Origin of the sequence: Agrobacterium sp. LMR679 (genome assembly GCF_027157905.1) — a bacterium.
Taxonomy (GTDB): domain Bacteria; phylum Pseudomonadota; class Alphaproteobacteria; order Rhizobiales; family Rhizobiaceae; genus Agrobacterium; species Agrobacterium leguminum.
In genome coordinates, this window is record NZ_JAPVOJ010000002.1 from 844,184 (window position 1) to 862,651 (window position 18,468).

Genomic DNA, 18,468 nt, shown 5'->3' on the forward strand with positions numbered 1-18,468 from the left:
CCCGGATACGCCAACCTGCCGGCGGCCTATGCCGATTTCATCCAATAGGATATGACGCGGATTTTGTCTGGATTGTTCCAGTGGATCGACAGTTCGAAATCCGCAAAGATCCAGCGGTGAATATCATATCGTCCGACCCGGTCCGGCTCGCCCAGTTTGGCAATTGCATCGGCCTTGGTGTCCGAGAAACGAAGGCCTTTCCACAAAGGCCCGCCATAGGTTTCGATACTGTCCTCGTAACCCCAGCAAGCGCAACTGGTCAGCAGGTTGGGGCCTTCCCCAACGGAATGGCCGTCGTTTTCGTCCACGAGAGCCTGGTCTTTGAAATGGAAGTCCACGCCGAATGCTGGCGCGCTGAGATCGAATATCGCCAGATTCCTGTCGAGTTTGACGGCTTTTGACCAGGTCAGACCAAAAGGCGCTACGACCTTCGTGACGGCTTCGCTGTCGAACGGCTTGGCGATTGCGGTGATGAAGTCCTCCGGTTCGGGATACTGGATTGACCTCTGCATCTCACTCTCCGCGCTCCCTTCTCTTCGCCCTCGAATTCAATCGAACCTCACGCCACCGCACGCGCCAGCGCACAATGCGACCAGAGCTGGTGCAGCGCGCCGACCAGATGCTCGATATCGGCATCGCTGTGCAACGGTGTCGGCGTAATGCGCAGGCGCTCGGTCTTGCGCGGCACGGTCGGATAGTTGATCGGCTGCACATAGACACCGTGATTGTCGAGCAGGATATCCGAAATCCATTTGCACTTGGCGGCATCGCCCACCATGACCGGCACAATGTGGCTTGGGTTGTCCATGTGCGGAATACCGCGCGCATCGAGAAGGCCGCGAAGCCTGCGCACCCGGTCCTGATGGCGGGCGCGCTCGAAGGGGCTTGCCTTCAGATGCTGGATCGATGCAATCGCACCGGCGGCGAGCGACGGCGGCAGGGCCGTCGTGAAGATGAAGCCGGAAGCGAAGGAGCGGATGAAGTCGCAGACCGCCGTGGAACCGGTAATATAGCCGCCCATGACGCCGAAGGCCTTGCCGAGCGTTCCCTCAATGATCGTCAGGCGATCCATCAGGCCTTCGCGCTCGGCAATGCCGCCACCGCGCGGTCCGTACATGCCGACGGCATGAACTTCATCGAGATAGGTCATGGCGCCATAACGGTCGGCCAGATCGCAGATTTCCTTGATCGGAGCGATATCGCCATCCATCGAATAGACGGATTCGAAGGCAATCAGCTTCGGCGCATTCGGATCCGCCGCCTTCAATTTGGCTTCTAGGTCTTCGAGATCGTTGTGCTTCCAGATCACCCGCTCGCAGCGGCCGTAACGGATGCCTTCGATCATCGATGCATGGTTGAGCGCATCCGAGAAAATGATGAGCCCCGGAATTTTCTGACCGAGCGTGCCGAGGGTGGCCCAGTTGGAGACATAACCCGAGGTGAAAATCAGCGCCGATTCCTTGCCGTGGAGGTCAGCAAGTTCGCGCTCGAGAAGGACGTGATAGTGGTTGGTGCCAGAAATATTCCGGGTGCCTCCCGCACCCGCGCCACAGTGATCGATGGCGGCCTTCATGGCTTCGATGACTTTCGGGTTCTGGCCCATGCCGAGATAGTCGTTGGAGCACCAGACGGTTACATCCTTGCGCTCGCCATTGGCGTTATACCGTGTCGCACGGGGGAAATTGCCCTGCTGGCGCTCGATATCCGCAAAAACGCGATAGCGTCCCTCAGAATGCAGGCTTTGCAGTTCCGTCGTGAAAAATGCCTCGAAGTCCATGCCATGCTCCAGAATTGACCAGATCGTTTTCTGCCTCGACACCGGGACCGTCAACCCTTGCGGGCCACATTAACCGCGTCTGCGTCAATTCGCCGTTGTTTTGAACCATTCCAATAAACCGTTTATAGAACCCGATGAAAAGTACAAAATTGATTCACATCAAAAAACCCGGATTTTTGGAACCTTTTTTGCGCCGCGCCGTTGTTTGGGACGCAATCGATTACGCTCGGAGGAATGCCGAAAGAGGAGGCTTCCCTAAACGACATCGAATTGTTAGTTATCTGTGGCGGTCGGAGGTAGCAGTCGCCGCAGATAAATATGGGACGCCTACCGAGCCACAAGAGCTCATTGTAACGTTGGAGAGAGTTTCATGAAAAAGGCAATCATATTTGCGCTGGTCGGCCTGTCGCTCGCAAGCTGCACGCAGACCGAAAAGGGAGCTTCGATCGGCGCCGTTTCCGGTGCTGTCCTTGGCGGCGCTATCACGGGCAACGTTCGTGGCGCGGCAGTGGGTGCGGCAATCGGCGGTGTGGGCGGTGCCCTCATCGGCAATGCTTCCGAACCGGGCTATTGCTATTATCGCGACCAGTACGGTCAGCGTTACACGGCGCGTTGCCGCTAATCGCTTCGCGAAATACCGTTGCACAGAAGCCCCGGTCAACCGGGGCTTTTTGCGTTTTGGGCGGCAAAACACAAGCGCAAGGGTCCTCAAAGCCGTTTATTTATGATTAAATTGCAATGTTAACGGACAGGAAACGGGTTAGGGCGACAATAAAGGCTCAACCATAAAGCAGCTTATGCGAAGAACACGAACTAACCCGAAGACAGGTATTGCGTATCGGAAAGCTGGCACCGCACTTGCGTTTGCTGTGACGTTCGCCCTGTATCCGGCGTTTACCCGTGACGCCTTTGCCTTCAAACTGTTCGGCATGCGCCTCTGGGGTTCGGAAGAACCGGAGGTAGAGGTTATCAACCCCGTCAAATACGCCGTCACGCTCGATGCCACGGACGCCGATAAGTCCCTGAAAGACAGCCTGGAAAACAGCTCGCTGCTTCTTGCCGACAAGGACAAGCCGGCCTCCGGCGATCTTGGCCTTCTGATAAAGGCGAGAGACGACCGGGACAGGCTGATCGCGGCGCTTTATGAAAACGCCCGTTATGGCGGCATCGTCAAGGTCACCGTCGCCGGCAAGGATGTGGATAGCCTGCCGCCCAATCCGGTGTTCGATCATTCCGCTCCGGTGCCCGTGGTCATCACGGTTAAGCCCGGCCCGGTCTTCAAACTCGGCAATGTCAGGCTTGAAGGCGATGTGACCGGCCGCAACCTTGAGGAATATGGCCTGACGACCGGCGGCGACGCCGGTTCTCTCGCCATCATCCGCGCCGGCAACAAGCTGATCGATGATCTGAAGGCCGAAGGCCGTCCGCTTGCGAAGCTGACAAAACGCGAGGCCGTCGCCAACCACGCGACGAATACGGTGGACATTACCATGGCGGCCGAAGGCGGTCCCGTGGCGCCCCTCGGCACGGTCACCGTCACGGGTGAAAAAACCGTCGATGGCGATTTTATCCGCCGTTATTCGCGCCTCAATGGCGGCGAGCCCTATTCGCCGGAAAAACTGCGCAAGGCCGCCGACCGGCTGCGGCAGCTCGGCGTCTTTTCCAGCCTGACCATCAAGGAAGCGGGAACGCTGGCGCGCGACGGCACCATTCCGCTTACCATCGAGGTCTCGGAAGGCAAGCACCGCTATTTCGGCGTCGGCGCGCAATATTCCACCACGGAAGGCATCGGCCTGCAGGGTTATTGGGGCCACCGCAACCTGTTCGGACAGGCGGAATCGCTGCGGATCGAAGGTTCGGTTTCGCGCATCGCAGAGGCATCGAGCGTCGAAGGCATGGATTATTCGGCGGGCATCACTTTCACCAAGCCCGGCATGTTCAATCCGCGCACCACCTTCAAGACCAGCCTGATTGCCAAGACCGAACACCCCGATACATATGACGCCAAGACAGTGACGGGCACAGCCGGTTTCGCCTACGAGCTCAACGATACCGATACAGCCGCAGCCGGCCTCGAGGTGCAATGGGCCGATACGGAAGACGCATTCGGCAAGAACGAATATCTCACCACCTCCATCCCGCTGGAATTCGTTCGTGATACACGCGACGACAAGCTCAACCCGACCGAAGGCTTTCGCGCATCGCTGGCCGCCAAGCCCAGCTATGAAGCGCTGAACGGCACCTTCTTTTCCTCTTTCGAAGGCTCCATTTCGGGTTACAAGGGGCTTGGCGCCGAGGACCGGCTGATCATGGCCGGAAAGCTTTCCGGCGGCGTGCTGGTCGGCGGCAGCGATCTGCAGGACATACCCACCACCAGGCGCTTTTATGCCGGCGGCGGCGGATCGGTACGCGGCTACAGCTACCAGGAAATATCGCCCTATAATGCCGCCGGCGACGCGACGGGCGGCCGCTCCTATGTCGTCGGCTCCGTTGAGGCCCGCATCAAGGTCACCGATACGATCGGCATCGTCCCCTTCATCGATGCGGGTGTGGTTTCGGAAGACGTGGCACCCGATTTTTCCGATATCCGGGCTGGCGCCGGTATCGGCCTGCGTTACGCGACGCCCTTCGGGCCTCTGCGTCTCGATGTCGCCATGCCGCTCGACAAATACGATGGCGGCAACAGTTTCGGCATTTATGCTGGCATCGGTCAGTCTTTTTAAACGCCGCAGTCGAACACCCTTGCAACAGAGTGTAGATTACCCTTTATGAAAACGTTGATTCGATTGCTGAAATGGCTGGGCTACGCTGCTTTGTGCGGCGTGGTGCTGGTGTTGCTTGCGGTTCTGTTCGTCGGTTTTACCCCGATGGGCGCAAGAATTGCCGCAAAGCAGATTTCATCGCTCGTTTCCACGCCCGATCAGGTAATCGAGATTTCGCCCCCGAGCGGCCTTTTGACCGGCCGCCTGCGGCTCGACAATGTCACGCTTTCAGACCGGCAGGGACCCTATGCCCGCGTGAACCAGATCGCCGTCGACTGGTCGCCGCTCTCGCTGCTTGCCGGCACCTTCCATGCCGACCGGGTCTCGGCCGGATCTATCGATGTCGAGCGCAAACCGCTTGCCCCGGAGCAGACATCGACCAAGAGCTCCGGCAATTCCTCGCTGCCGATCGAAATCGCCGTCGACAAGTTCAGCTTTCCCGATATCAGCCTTGGCCAATCGCTTCTCGGCCGTCCCTTCGACCTGAACGCGGAAGGCAACCTGACGGCTGCCCAGGACGATATGCGGCTATCGCTCACCGCCCATCGGCTCAATGCGCCGGATGCGGAGGTTAATGCCGACATCGCCTTCCTTCCGAATGAGAATGTCCTGAAGCTGAAAGCGGAGATGAAGGAGCCCGAAGGCGGTCTTCTCGCCACGCTGCTTTCGCTTCCAGGAACACCTGCGGTGGCGATAGACCTCAACGGCGAAGGCCCGCTTTCCAACTGGACGGGCACGCTGCGCGGCAATGTCGCCGGCAATCCTGTCGTCAACGTCACCGGCCGCCACCTTCTTGCAGATGATGGCACCCGCCGTATCGAAATTGCAGGCGGCGGTCAGCCCGATCTGCTTCTGCCCCCGGCCTTCCGCCAGCTTTTTGCTGGCGAGACAAAGCTCGACGCAAACGCCACGCTTTCGCCGCAGGGCCGTATCGAAATCGGCAGCAGCACGCTGGAGACCGGCACCCTGCTGTTGACGGCGTCAGGCACGGTCGATCCGAACGGTCAGAACGATCTCGCCGCCAATCTCATCGGCACCGCCGGCCCTGTGGATTTTCGCTGGCCGCTGGAGAATGGCGAGGTTCAGGCCCTCATCAACGGCCTCGATCTTTCCCTCAAGGGTGGCGCAGACGCTGCGCATCTCAACACGACGGTATCGTTGCGCAGCCTTTCCCTGCCGCAAGGCAGGCTCGATGACGTCAAGCTGACAGCCGAGAGCGCCGATCTCAACATCGCCAATCGCAGCGGCACGATCGCGACAGTCCTGTCCGTGGCGCAATCCTCCTTCGTCAGTGCCGATATCGACCGGCTGGTGCGGGCGCCCCTCACCATCAAGGCGCCCCTCAGCCTCACTTCGTCCGCCATCGGCTTCGACGGCGCGACGCTGGAAAGCGCCAGTGTCGGCGGAACTTTGAACGGCAGTTTCAATCTCGCCGACAATCGCCTGACCTCCAGCGTGCAGCTCTTCGCGCTGCCCGCCACCCTTCCACCGGCCCTCGCGGAAAAGTTCGACACCACCATTGCCCTCCAGGGCGATATCGACGTGACCATCGGCGGACGCACCAGCGTTGAAAACCTCGTCATCAAGTCGGGAACGATCGAAGCAACCGGCAATGTCGGCCTCGAAAACGATGCATTGAGCGCCAGCCTGACGGGTAAATTTCCCGCTCTTGAAAAACTGACGCCACAGGCGAAGGGCGTCGCCGATTTTGCAATCGAGGCCAGCGGCGCGCTAACAGCACCGGATTTCAACATCACCCTGAGTTCCGAAAGCGCGATCCTTGCCGGACGAACACTCGAATCGCTGAAGGTCAATGCAACGGGCAAGGCCGATCCCGCCGCGCCCCAGGCAAAGCTCACCGCCAGCGGCAGTCTCGACCGACAGAAGATCGACGCCAATGCCGATGTGGTGCAGACCGAAAACGGCACGGCCATCCCCGAGCTGCATGTGGCCGTAGGCCGGAATATCTTGAACGGACAGCTGCAATTCTCGCAGCAATTCCTGCCATCGGGCAATCTCTCCTTCAATTTCCCCGACCTTGCCCTGCTCGCCGCCCTCGCCGCGCAGCAGGCGGATGGCGATATTGCCGGCGATATCGCCCTGAGCAACGCCAATGGCCGGATTGCCGCGACGATCAAGGCCAATGGCGGCAGCATCCGCCAGGGCACGACAACGATCTCCAAACTCGCCGCCGATATTTCCATCGACGACCTTCAGGCTCTCGCCATCAATGGCAAGGTCAGCGCCGATAGCGTCAATGCCGGCGCCGCCGCGATATCGGGCCTGAATGCCACCATCGGCCATTCCGGCACGACGACGCAGTTCGACGTCAATGGCCGTTACGACAATGCGCCTCTGGTGGTAAAGGGCAGCGCTGAGACCGGCGGATCGCCGATGACGGTGCGGGTTGACGCTTTTTCCGCCGCCCCCAAGGGCATTGCGGTTCGCCTTGAAAAACCGAGCACCATCGCCATCCAGAACGGCACGGCCCGCATCTCCGATCTGACCATTATCACGGGTGAAGGACGGGTCGAGGTCAACGGCAGCGCCGGGTCGACGCTCGATATCAATGCCGATATTCGTTCTCTGCCCGCCAGTCTCGCAAATGCCTTCGCCACCGGACTGGATGCGGCAGGCAGCATCTCCGGCACGGTGAGCGCCAAGGGTGCGGCATCGAACCCTGCGGTCGATTACAATCTGAACTGGACCAATGCCGAGGTCGCGCAGACACGTGCGGCAGGCCTTGCCGCGCTCGGCATCAAGGCGAATGGCCGTTTTGCCGGCGGCACCTTGCAGATCGACACCAATGTATCCGGCCAGGGCGGCATGTCGCTTTCCGGCGGCGGCTCGCTGGGCATCGCCGGCAATCGTCCGCTTTCCATGGCGTTTTCCGGCAGGCTGCCCTTCTCCGCCGTCGCGGCGCAAACCGCAGCGCAGGGCCTCGATGTGGACGGTACCGCCGCCATCGACGTGAAGATTTCCGGCAGCGCTTCCGCACCAGTCGTCACCGGCAGCATCACCACCGATGGTACGCGTCTGACCGATGTGCGCAGGAACCTGACCATCAACGATCTGGGCGCCACCATCACCTTCGACCGCGACCGTGCCGTCATCTCGCGACTGACGGGCAAGCTGGCCGGCGGCGGAACGATCTCGGGAACCGGCAACGTCGGCATAGCCGGTGGTTCGGGTTTCCCCGCCGATATATCGATCACCCTCAATCGCGCCGGTTATAATGACGGCACGCTGGTGACGACGGTGGTAAGCGGCACGCTGACGCTGAAAGGCCCGCTGTTGAATTCCCCTGTGCTGGGCGGCAACCTGACGCTGGACAGAAGCGCCATCACCATTCCGGAAAAGCTTCCGGCCTCGCTGACGGAAATCGATGTCAAGCACAAGAACGCCCCGCCGAAGGTGCGCGCGCAGGCCAAGGCGCTCGGGGCTGATCAGGGCGGCAGCGGCAGCTCGTCCACCATCAATCTCGATCTGCAGGTGAACGCACCGAGCGGCATCTTCGTGCGCGGGCGCGGCATCGATGCGGAACTCACAGGCAATCTGACGATCCGTGGCACGGCAGCTGTTCCGGTCATTTCCGGCGGCTTCGAAATGCGCCGTGGCCGGCTCGAAATCCTCACTCGCCGCCTCGATTTCACCACCGGCAATATCAGTTTCGGCGGCGGCCTCGTTCCGGTCCTCGATATGAAGGCGGACTCGACAGTCGGTTCGACGACTATCACCGTGGCCGTTTCCGGCAACGCCAACGATCCGACCTTTGCTTTCTCCTCGGCACCCGCCCTGCCGCAGGATGAGGTGATGGCGCAGCTGATCTTCGGCCAGTCCATGTCGAAACTCTCGGCTCTGCAAATCGCGAGGCTCGCCGATGCCGCCGCCCAGTTGGCCGGCGGGCGTTCCACCTCGCTGTTCGACAAGCTCAGAAGCAATCTCGGCGTCGACGATCTCGATATTTCGACCGATTCCGAAGGGCAGGCCCGCGTTTCCGCCGGTAAATATCTGAACGAAAGAACCTATCTCGAGCTGCAGCAAAGCGGCGAATCCGGTGCAAAAGCCATCATCAACCTCGATGTCGGACGGGGTGTGAAGCTACGCGGGGAAGCGGGCGGCGATGGCGAAGGCGCAGCTGGCATATTTTACGAGAAAGAATATTAGAATTTCCAATAAAGGTGCGTGGCGGTTTTTTCGTCCGGGCAATGTGTAAAATCGAAGAGAGTATTTTCGCGTTTCGAAGAAAAGCGAAAACACTTCAGCGCCGCTTCGCATTTAGGTTTGCGAAACCATCTGATGATACAAATCATCCATTGAAGACGGAAATATTGTTTCCGGCTGTTCAGGCACCAGGCAGAACGCCAAATCCGCATATGCAAGTGTCGGTGCACTTGCGCCGGCCTCCACAGCGAGCATTGGGAAGAATTCTGATGGCAATGATTAACTCTACCAATTTTGGCGGTGAGACGCTCGAAATCATCGCGTTCCGCCTGCATGATCAGGAATTCTGCGTGAAGACGACGACCATCCGCGAAATTCGCGGCTGGGCGCCTTCGACGCCCATTCCCCACGCGCCGAAAGACGTCATCGGCGTCATGAACCTGCGCGGCTCCGTCATTCCGATCATCGATCTGGCTCACAAGCTCGGCATGAAGAGCACCGTCGCCAATGAGAGAAGCGCCATCGTGGTGGCGGAAGTGCACAACATGGTCATCGGCATGCTCGTCGACCGCGTTTCCGACATTCTGACAATCCCGGCAAACCAGGTTCAGCCGGTTCCTGAAATCTCGGCCTCCTTCGACAAGTCCTATTCGGAAGGCATCATCGCCAACGAACATGGCATGATCTGCTTCCTGAACCTTGCGAAAATGTTCAAGGGAACCGAAGCCGAAGATCTCGCGGCCTAAGCAGGCCTTTTTGTCTGGCCACGCCAAACAAAGACTATCGATCAACCCAGACCGCCGGTGCACCTTGCCCGGCGGTCTTGTTTTTCCTCTTTACCTCGCCTTCTTAAATAAGAACATTTTAATATTATAGATATCTAATATTAAAGGCCGTGGAACAGTATCGCGCCGGCACGAATATCAGGCTGGCCCGATACCTGACCGAGGCGGAGAGACGGAAGTGCCTGCATTGCTGCCTTCGGCGGCAAACCTGTTCGTTGTTCAACATGATACGACGCGGACCGCACATCCTGTGCGGCTCGCCGCGCCGTGGGCCGTTTTTTGGGGACGTATAATGCTGGGGTTAGGGAAAAGCGCAGATAACAGAAATATGCTCGATGCGATATCGAGATCGCAGGCGGTCATAGAATTCGATCTCAAGGGTAATATCCTCACCGCGAATAAAAATTTCTGCACGGCGCTGGGTTATGATCTCACCGAGATCGTCGGCAAGCACCATCGCATCTTCTGCGATAGCGAGCTTGCCGGGTCGCGGGCCTATCAGGAATTCTGGGAGTGCTCGCGCGCGGCGAGTTCCAGGCCAAGGAATATCGCCGTATCCGCAAGGACGGCTCGGTTATCTGGATCGAGGCCTCTTACAACCCGGTCTTCCGTTCCGGCAAACCCTATAAGGTCGTGAAGATCGCCACCGACATCACCGCCAAGAAAATCAGGGCCGTGGACGATGCGGGCAAGCTGGAGGCGCTCTCCCGTTCGCAGGCCACCATCGAGTTTTTTCCGGATGGCACCATCATCACCGCCAATCCGAATTTCTGCGCCACGGTGAATTACGACCTCAAGGAAATCGAGGGCAGGCATCACCGCATGTTCTGCGATCCGTCCTATGCCGCCTCGCCTGCTTACGATAATTTCTGGCCGCGACTGGCGGCAGGGGAATTCATCTCGGATGAATTTGTCCGCTATGGAAAGAACGGCAAGGAAATATGGATCCAGGCTGCCTATAATCCGGTGCTGGACGAAGCAGGCAAGGTGGTCAAAGTGGTGAAATTCGCCACCGATGTCACGCCGCGCATGAGCGCCATCAGTGTGCTTGCCGATGCCCTGCGGGCGCTGGCCGAAGGTGATCTTGTGCAGCGCCTCGACAACAGCTTCGTGCCCAGCATGGAAAAGCTGCGCGCGGACTTCAACGAAGTCGTCGCCAGGCTGCAGGCCACCATGCAGACCATCGCCCACAATGCCTCGACAATCGCCTCGGGCTCCGGCGAAATCCGCATCGCCGCCGATCAGCTTTCGCAGCGCACCGAACAGCAGGCCGCCTCACTGGAAGAGACCGCAGCCGCGCTGGAGGAAATCACCACCACCGTTGCCGATGCCAGCCGGCGCGCCGGCGAGGCCGGAAAGCTGGTGTTGCGAACGAGAGAACATGCCGAACATTCCGGCGATATCGTCCAGCAGGCAATTTCCGCCATGGATGCGATTTCGCGTTCCTCGGGTGAAATTACCAACATCATCGGCGTCATTGACGACATCGCCTTCCAGACCAATCTTCTGGCCCTGAATGCGGGTGTCGAAGCCGCCCGGGCCGGCGAAGCGGGCAAGGGTTTCGCCGTTGTGGCGCAGGAGGTCCGCGAACTCGCACAACGGTCCGCCGTTGCGGCCAAGGAAATCAAATCCCTCATCAACACCTCCCGCGAGCAGGTCGCCAACGGTGTGGATCTGGTGGGCAGAACCGGCGGCGCGCTCCGGGATATCCAGTCGCAGATGAGTGAGATCGACAGCAATGTCTCGGCGATCGTTGAAGCCTCGCGCGAGCAGGCGAATGGTCTCAGCGAAATCAATCAGGCCGTCAACGTCATGGATCAGGCCACCCAGAAAAACGCCGCCATGGTGGAGGAAACCACCGCCGCCAGCCACGGCCTCGCCACGGAGGCGGAAAATCTGCACGAATTGCTGCGGCAGTTCAGAATATCCCACGAGGGGCATCGCCCGCCCGCCCGGCCGACAAAAAGCCGGCCGTTGTCACCCGGCTCCCGACTCCGCAACCGCGATATGCCGCCGCGCCAAGATCTCGCGGAAACGCAGCAGCCGAATGGGCGGAGTTCTAGGCCCGCTCTGAAGCCAAGGGCCGCCGGGAAACGGCGGCCTTAATGTTATAGAATGATACGATCCGCCCGGGTGAAGATTTCAAAATCTTCACCCCGCACCAGCGCCACAAGCGTGACACCCGAACTCTCGGCCGTTTCGATGGCAAGCGCAGTGGGTGCTGAAATTGCCGCCAGAATGGGGCTGCCAAGGATGGCCGTCTTCTGGACCATTTCCACCGACAGTCGGCTGGTGACAACCACAATGCCCGTACCGGGCGATAGGTCTGCATTGACGACCGCACCTGCGAGCTTGTCGAGCGCATTGTGCCGGCCGACATCTTCGCGGACAGCAAGCAGCCCTTTTTGAGGATTGTAGAAACCCGCGCCGTGAACTGCCCGCGTTTCGCGATTGAGGCTTTGCGCTTCATTCAGCGCTTTGACCGCAGCAACGATGTCATCTCCGTCAACGGAGACTTCCACATCGCTCAACTCCGGTACCACGCGGACCGCCTGTTCTATGGACTCGATTCCACAAAGACCGCAGCCGACGGGGCCTGCCATATGCCGCCGTCTTGCCCGCAGCGCATCCGCATTGGCATCCTGCAAATCCACCTGAACATCGAAGCCCTGCCCGGCCTCGATTACCTCTATGGAATGGATTTCCGCCCTTGTGGATATGATGCCTTCCGTAAGACTGAAACCGACTGCGAAATCGACAAGATCAGCTGGGCTCGCCATCATCACGGCATGGGTGCTGCCGCCATAGGAAAAGGCAACAGGCACCTCCTCCGGCACCGCCCTCTCGCCCTCCACTATGGCCCCTTCGCGCAAAGCGGTTCTTGCGACCCTTCGGTAACTTGCCTTTGCCGACACGCCGATCACTCCTCCACGACAAAAATCTGCTTCGTCTCGCTCATGACCCCAAAGCAGCATTTCTTCCCGGTATCACATCTAACCGAAAGCCTTGAAAATCGGAATCGGTTTCCCGGGTGCACCCGTTGAAGGCGCTCCCTGCCTTACCCATTTTCCGCACGTCCATCATTGATGTAATCCCGCCAACGCCATTCGGAAGCTCAGATCAGGCCAGGTGACGGGTTTCCATGCGAAAGCAGCCATGCTTCGTCTGATATGGTAAGGCAACAACCCAAAACAAAAAAGCGACCGAAACGGCCGCTTTCTGCTTTAGGTTTTTTGTGGGCAGTCATTCTTTCGAACCCGCCCGGTGCTTTCAAGCAGCGACAAGAACCTCATGCAGGTTCGTCAGTTCGTAAAGATGCTTTTCAAGCTTGGTCAGATGTTCGTGGTGATGATTGCCCTCTTCGATTTCGGCCTTGGCCGCATCGATACGCTTCTGCAGCGTGTCTGGGGACATGTCATCGGCCGAAACGGCGGATTCGGCGAGAAGCGTGCAGCCGGTCGGCAGAATATCGGCAAAACCACCGAAGACGACGTATTTATGCGTCTCACCGGAGGCGAACTTCACAGTCACCAGACCCGGCTTGATCGTCGTCATCGTCGGAGCGTGATTGGCCAGAACGGTCATTTCACCCAGCGTTGCCGGGATGACGACTTCCGTAACCGTTTCGGAAACGAGCAGACGCTCCGGGGAAACGAGATCGAATTTGAAACTGTCAGCCATGGCTATTCACTTCTTTTCAATTACGCGGGCGTCACGGACTTCATTTCTACAACGCCGGCATCACCATTCCGGTTTCGCCACCGTTGCCGGCGAGGCGCGCAGTTGAACCACGCGCCCGCCAATTCATTATCAGGCGGCTTCGCCAGCCAGCTTCTTTGCCTTTTCGATGGCTTCTTCCATCGAACCGACCATGTAGAAAGCAGCTTCCGGCAGATTGTCGTATTCGCCGTTGACCAGACCCTTGAAGCCCTTGATCGTGTCTTCGAGAGCGACGAGCTTGCCCGGCGAACCGGTGAAGACTTCAGCAACGAAGAACGGCTGCGACAGGAAGCGCTCGATCTTACGGGCGCGGGCAACCGTCAGCTTGTCTTCTTCCGACAGTTCGTCCATGCCGAGGATGGCGATGATGTCCTGGAGAGCCTTGTAGCGCTGCAGGGTCGACTGAACCTTACGGGCAACTTCATAGTGCTCTTCGCCGACGATCATCGGGTCAAGCATACGCGAGGTGGAGTCGAGCGGGTCAACAGCCGGGTAGATACCCTTTTCAGCGATCGAACGCGACAGAACCGTCGTTGCGTCAAGATGCGCGAACGAAGTTGCGGGAGCCGGGTCGGTCAAGTCGTCGGCGGGAACGTAAATGGCCTGAACCGAGGTGATCGAACCCTTGGTCGTGGTGGTGATGCGTTCCTGCATCTGGCCCATGTCGGTTGCGAGCGTCGGCTGGTAGCCCACGGCCGAAGGAATACGGCCGAGCAGAGCCGACACTTCCGAACCAGCCTGCGTGAAGCGGAAGATGTTGTCCACGAAGAACAGAACGTCCTGGCCTTCGTCACGGAAGTTTTCAGCGATCGTCAGACCGGTCAGAGCAACGCGGGCGCGGGCGCCCGGCGGTTCGTTCATCTGGCCGTAAACGAGTGCTGCCTTGGAGCCTTCGCCGCCGCCGAGCTTGTTGACGTTCGACTCGATCATTTCGTGATAGAGGTCGTTACCTTCACGGGTACGCTCACCAACACCGGCGAATACCGAATAACCACCATGCGCCTTGGCGACGTTGTTGATCAGTTCCATAATGAGAACCGTCTTGCCAACGCCGGCGCCGCCGAACAGGCCGATCTTACCACCCTTGGCGTAAGGAGCCAGAAGGTCAACGACCTTGATGCCGGTGACGAGGATCTGTGCTTCCGTCGACTGCTCGACGTAAGACGGCGCGTCCTGGTGGATGGCGCGCTTCTTGGCCGTGGTGATCGGACCGGCTTCGTCAACCGGCTCACCGATGACGTTCATGATACGGCCGAGCGTTTCCGGACCGACCGGAACTTCGATCGGCGCACCCGTGTTGACGACGGCCTGACCGCGAACCAGACCTTCGGTCGAGTCCATGGCGATCGTGCGGACGACGTTTTCGCCGAGATGCTGCGCGACCTCCAGAACGAGGCGGTTGCCGTTGTTCTCGGTTTCGAGCGCGTTCAGGATCGGAGGCAGTTCGCCTTCGAACGCCACGTCGACAACAGCGCCGATAACCTGGGTAACCTTGCCCGCGCCGTTCACCGCTGCGGTTTTCTTGGGGGTAGCTGCCTTAGCCATTATCCTTACCCTCTTTCCTTACCTCAGAGCGCTTCCGCGCCCGAAATGATTTCAATGAGTTCCTTGGTGATCTGAGCCTGACGCTGACGGTTGTAGGAAAGCGTCAGCTTGTTGATCATCTCACCGGCATTGCGCGTTGCATTGTCCATCGCGCTCATCTTGGCGCCCATTTCACCGGCAACGTTTTCGAGCAGAGCCCGGAAAACCTGAACCGAAATGTTGCGCGGAATAAGGTCTTCCAGAATAGAAGCCGCATCCGGCTCGTATTCGTAGACGGCGTTCTGCGTCGTCTCATCCGCTTCCACAACAGGCGTAGCGGCCGGAATGAGCTGCAGGCCGGTCGGGATCTGGCTGATGACGGACTTGAATTCCGAATAGATCAGCGTGCAGACGTCAAATTCACCCGCGTTGAAGAGCGAGATCACCTTCTTGGCGATCTGGTCGGCATTTTCAAAACCGACCTTCTTCACTTCGCGCAGTTCGACGCGCTCGATGATGTTGGCTGCAAATTCGCGGCGAAGGCTGTCGTAACCCTTCTTGCCAACCGTGATGATCTTGACCGTCTTGCCTTCCGAAATCAGCTTGCGGGCATGATCGCGGGCAAAACGGGAAATCTGCGAGTTGAAACCGCCGCAAAGACCACGTTCAGCCGTGCAGACGACGAGCAGATGCACGTCGTCCTTGCCGGTGCCGGTCATCAGCGCCGGAGCAACGTCCGCCTCGACCGCCTTGGCGATGTTGGCGAGAACGGCGCTCATACGCTGAGAATAAGGCCGGGCGGCCTCCGCAGCTTCCTGGGCGCGCCGAAGCTTCGCCGCGGCGACCATTTTCATCGCCTTGGTAATCTTCTGCGTCGCCTTTACGGAGGCAATGCGGTTTTTCAGATCCTTTAGTGAAGGCATCCGTTATCCGTCCGAGTAAAAGAGCCCTGATTACGAGAAAGACTTGGCGAAGCTATCAAGAGCGCCCTTGAGCTTGCCCTTGGTATCGTCGCTGATAGCCTTTTCCGTGCGGATGGTGTCGAGGATCGCCTTGCCTTCCGAGCGGAGGTAGGAGAGGAAACCCTGCTCGAACTTGCCGACCTGCGCGACCGGAACCTTGTCGAGGTAGCCGTTGACACCAGCGAAGATTACCGCGACCTGCTCTTCCGTCTTGAGCGGAGAGAACTGCGGCTGCTTCAGAAGCTCGGTCAGGCGGGCACCGCGGTTAAGCAGGCGCTGCGTGGAAGCATCAAGGTCCGAGCCGAACTGGGCAAAAGCGGCCATTTCGCGATACTGGGCGAGTTCACCCTTGATCGAACCGGCAACCTGCTTCATCGCCTTGATCTGAGCGGCGGAACCAACGCGCGAAACCGACAGACCGACGTTAACGGCCGGACGGATGCCCTGGTAGAACAGGTCGGTTTCAAGGAAGATCTGGCCGTCGGTGATCGAGATCACGTTGGTCGGAATGAAGGCCGAAACGTCGTTACCCTGGGTTTCGATGACCGGCAGAGCCGTCAGCGAACCGGCGCCCATTTCGTCGGAGAGCTTTGCAGCACGCTCGAGAAGACGGGAGTGAAGGTAGAAAACGTCGCCCGGATAAGCTTCGCGGCCCGGAGGACGACGCAGCAGAAGCGACATCTGACGATAGGCAACGGCCTGCTTGGAAAGGTCGTCGTAGCCGATGAGAGCGTGCTTGCCGTTGTCACGGAAGTATTCGCCCATGGCGCAACCGGCAAACGGAGCAAGGTACTGCATCGGAGCCGGATCGGAAGCGGTCGCAGCAACGATGATCGAGTACTGCAGCGCGCCGCGCTCTTCCAGAACTTTCACGAACTGGGCAACGGTCGAACGCTTCTGACCGATAGCGACGTAGACGCAATAAAGCTTGTCGCCGTCGGGACCATTGTCGTGAATGGCCTTCTGGTTCAGGATCGTGTCGAGAATGATCGCGGTCTTGCCGGTCTGACGGTCGCCGATGACGAGCTCGCGCTGGCCACGGCCAACCGGGATGAGAGCGTCGATAGCCTTGAGGCCGGTCGACATCGGCTCATGAACCGACTTGCGCGGAATGATGCCGGGAGCCTTGACGTCAACGCGCGAACGCTTGGCGGCATTGATAGGGCCCTTGCCGTCGATCGGGTTGCCGAGCGCGTCAACGACGCGGCCAAGCAGTTCCGGACCGACCGGAACGTCAACGATAGCGCCAGTCCGCTTTACGGTGTCGCCTTCCTTGATGTCACGGTCCGAACCGAAGATAACCACACCGACGTTGTCGGCTTCGAGGTTGAGCGCCATGCCGCGGATGCCGCCCGGAAACTCGACCATTTCGCCGGCCTGAACATTGTCGAGGCCATAGACGCGGGCGATACCGTCACCGACGGAAAGCACCTGACCGACTTCCGAGACTTCCGCCTCGTTGCCGAAATTTTTGATTTGATCTTTCAGAATTGCGGAAATTTCCGCGGCGCGGATATCCATCAGCCAACCTCTTTCAGTGCAAGCTTAAGGGTGGAAAGTTTGGTGCGAAGAGACGTATCGATCTGGCGAGAGCCGACCTTGACGATCAGGCCTCCGAGGATCGACGGATCGACGGTAACGGAAACCGCCACATCCTTGCCGGTAACGCTCTTCAGCGCCGCCTTCAGTTCAGTTTCCTGCGCCTCGTCGAGCGCATGTGCCGAGGTGACCTCGGCGGTGATTTCGCCGCGGTGGGCGGCGGCGATGGTGCGGTAGGCGCGGATCATGCCGGGAACGGCAAAGAGACGGCGGTTATTCGCAACGACCTTGAGGAAATTGAGTGCGAGACCGCCGATGGCGGCCTTTTCGCAGATCGCGGTGATTGCCTTGAACTGATCCTCGGCGGAAAACACCGGGCTCGCAACCAGACGCTTCAAATCGTCGCTTTCGTCGAGAAGTGCGCCGAACTTATCCAGATCGGCCTGAACCGCTTCGACCGCACCCGCTTCCAAAGCAAGCTCGAAAAGCGACGACGCATACCTTTCCGCTACACCGGATGTTCCATGGGAGGTGTCTGCCACGGGCACTTTTTCCCTGCTAATCGTCCAAGACCATCAGCGATGGGGCTCCACCGCATCAAATTCTTGAAATCGTTTCAATTTCCCCGAAAAAGACCGGAATTCCCCCCTGCCTTTTCCCAATTTCGCGGTCCGTCTAGCATAGGACGCCGGGACTCGCAACACGCGTAATAGCGGAAAGCGCCGTTTGGGCAAGGGGGAATGCGTTTAAATTTTCCGATTTCGCCCAGGATGCGGCATCTGTGCGTCACAAAAGGCAAAAAGCCCGCCTCAGACCAGCCCGAACACGTAGCTCAACGACAGTGCAGCGAGCAGGAAGTGTACAACCAGAAGTAAGAAATTCCGCATGGTTGCGCCTCCATCCGAGAGTATGGAGAGAATACCGCCGAACACGCTGAGGCCGAAAGCCGCACCGAAGGCGAGATAGACCATGGGCTGCGCGAGAAGCAGGGCGGCGGCGCCGAGGCCGAGATAGAACCCGGCAAGCGACGAACGCACAAGCGCATAACCATCCCTGCGCTCACCTGCCGGCTGCAGACCGAAGGCACGCAGCGTAATACCCGGCGCAAACATGAAAAAAAGGCCCATCACCGCCGAAACCACCGCCGCTCCGAAGGCCAGCTGCTCGCCGAACTCGGCGGGAAAATAAAACTCCATCTCGTTCCCCAAATCATTTTGACTGCCTGCTGCGTTATG

Annotated in this window: 14 protein-coding genes and 1 pseudogene; 5 read left to right on the plus strand and 10 right to left on the minus strand. The window is 59.1% G+C overall.

All coding sequences use genetic code 11. The annotated features are described in order from the left end of the window. Nucleotides 1-26: 26 nt before the first annotated feature. Entirely contained in the window at nucleotides 27-512 is a 486-nt protein-coding gene (locus tag O3W47_RS14875) for a hypothetical protein (protein WP_080815696.1), read from the minus strand. A 47-nt stretch (nucleotides 513-559) separates the two neighbouring features. Then, nucleotides 560-1,777, minus strand: coding sequence for a 5-aminolevulinate synthase (gene hemA, locus O3W47_RS14880; RefSeq protein ID WP_127756569.1), 1,218 nt, complete (start codon nucleotides 1,775-1,777; stop codon nucleotides 560-562). A gap of 370 nt (nucleotides 1,778-2,147) precedes the next feature. Here hemA and O3W47_RS14885 point away from each other — a divergent pair, with 370 nt between their 5' ends. From O3W47_RS14885 to O3W47_RS14900, 4 genes are all read left to right on the plus strand, one after another. Next, nucleotides 2,148-2,399, plus strand: coding sequence for a YMGG-like glycine zipper-containing protein (locus O3W47_RS14885; RefSeq protein WP_003492347.1), 252 nt, complete (start codon nucleotides 2,148-2,150; stop codon nucleotides 2,397-2,399). Nucleotides 2,400-2,574: 175 nt separating this feature from the next. Continuing rightward, nucleotides 2,575-4,500, plus strand: a complete 1,926-nt coding sequence (locus O3W47_RS14890; RefSeq protein WP_269314048.1) for an autotransporter assembly complex protein TamA — start codon at nucleotides 2,575-2,577, stop codon at nucleotides 4,498-4,500. 45 nt (nucleotides 4,501-4,545) lie between these two features. Next, the gene (locus O3W47_RS14895) at nucleotides 4,546-8,706 is read left to right on the plus strand and encodes a translocation/assembly module TamB domain-containing protein (protein WP_269314049.1); all 4,161 of its coding nucleotides are present in this window, start codon (nucleotides 4,546-4,548) and stop codon (nucleotides 8,704-8,706) included. Nucleotides 8,707-8,972: 266 nt separating this feature from the next. Further along, complete coding sequence (locus O3W47_RS14900; RefSeq protein ID WP_003504949.1) at nucleotides 8,973-9,449, plus strand: chemotaxis protein CheW; 477 nt, start codon at nucleotides 8,973-8,975, stop codon at nucleotides 9,447-9,449. A 340-nt stretch (nucleotides 9,450-9,789) separates the two neighbouring features. Here O3W47_RS14900 and O3W47_RS14905 read toward each other — a convergent pair whose 3' ends face one another. Continuing rightward, entirely contained in the window at nucleotides 9,790-9,945 is a 156-nt protein-coding gene (locus O3W47_RS14905) for a hypothetical protein (RefSeq protein WP_269314888.1), read from the minus strand. On the opposite strand from O3W47_RS14905, the pseudogene O3W47_RS14910 reads away from it, so the two are divergent. Continuing rightward, nucleotides 9,874-11,551 (plus strand): annotated as a pseudogene (locus O3W47_RS14910) (methyl-accepting chemotaxis protein). The gene O3W47_RS14905 and the pseudogene O3W47_RS14910 overlap by 72 nt on opposite strands. Nucleotides 11,552-11,596: 45 nt before the next feature. On the opposite strand, the gene fdhD reads toward O3W47_RS14910, so the two are convergent. The 7 genes from fdhD to O3W47_RS14945 form a co-directional block, all read right to left on the minus strand. Next, nucleotides 11,597-12,412: a formate dehydrogenase accessory sulfurtransferase FdhD gene (gene fdhD, locus O3W47_RS14915; protein ID WP_269314050.1), complete on the minus strand. Its 816-nt coding sequence runs from the start codon at nucleotides 12,410-12,412 to the stop codon at nucleotides 11,597-11,599. A 346-nt stretch (nucleotides 12,413-12,758) separates the two neighbouring features. After that, nucleotides 12,759-13,169: a F0F1 ATP synthase subunit epsilon gene (locus O3W47_RS14920; protein ID WP_003492358.1), complete on the minus strand. Its 411-nt coding sequence runs from the start codon at nucleotides 13,167-13,169 to the stop codon at nucleotides 12,759-12,761. A gap of 129 nt (nucleotides 13,170-13,298) precedes the next feature. Next, nucleotides 13,299-14,753: a F0F1 ATP synthase subunit beta gene (gene atpD / locus O3W47_RS14925; RefSeq protein WP_080815686.1), complete on the minus strand. Its 1,455-nt coding sequence runs from the start codon at nucleotides 14,751-14,753 to the stop codon at nucleotides 13,299-13,301. Nucleotides 14,754-14,776: 23 nt separating this feature from the next. Next, nucleotides 14,777-15,655 (minus strand): F0F1 ATP synthase subunit gamma, encoded by an 879-nt coding sequence (locus O3W47_RS14930; RefSeq protein ID WP_269314051.1) that lies wholly within the window; start codon nucleotides 15,653-15,655, stop codon nucleotides 14,777-14,779. A 30-nt stretch (nucleotides 15,656-15,685) separates the two neighbouring features. Next, complete coding sequence (atpA, locus tag O3W47_RS14935; RefSeq protein ID WP_080815683.1) at nucleotides 15,686-17,215, minus strand: F0F1 ATP synthase subunit alpha; 1,530 nt, start codon at nucleotides 17,213-17,215, stop codon at nucleotides 15,686-15,688. Then, nucleotides 17,215-17,781, minus strand: coding sequence for a F0F1 ATP synthase subunit delta (locus O3W47_RS14940; RefSeq protein ID WP_170985814.1), 567 nt, complete (start codon nucleotides 17,779-17,781; stop codon nucleotides 17,215-17,217). The genes atpA and O3W47_RS14940 overlap by 1 nt, the downstream gene beginning before the upstream one ends. Nucleotides 17,782-18,042: 261 nt before the next feature. After that, nucleotides 18,043-18,429 (minus strand): AGROH133_08824 family phage infection protein, encoded by a 387-nt coding sequence (locus tag O3W47_RS14945; protein WP_003523527.1) that lies wholly within the window; start codon nucleotides 18,427-18,429, stop codon nucleotides 18,043-18,045. Nucleotides 18,430-18,468: the final 39 nt, after the last annotated feature.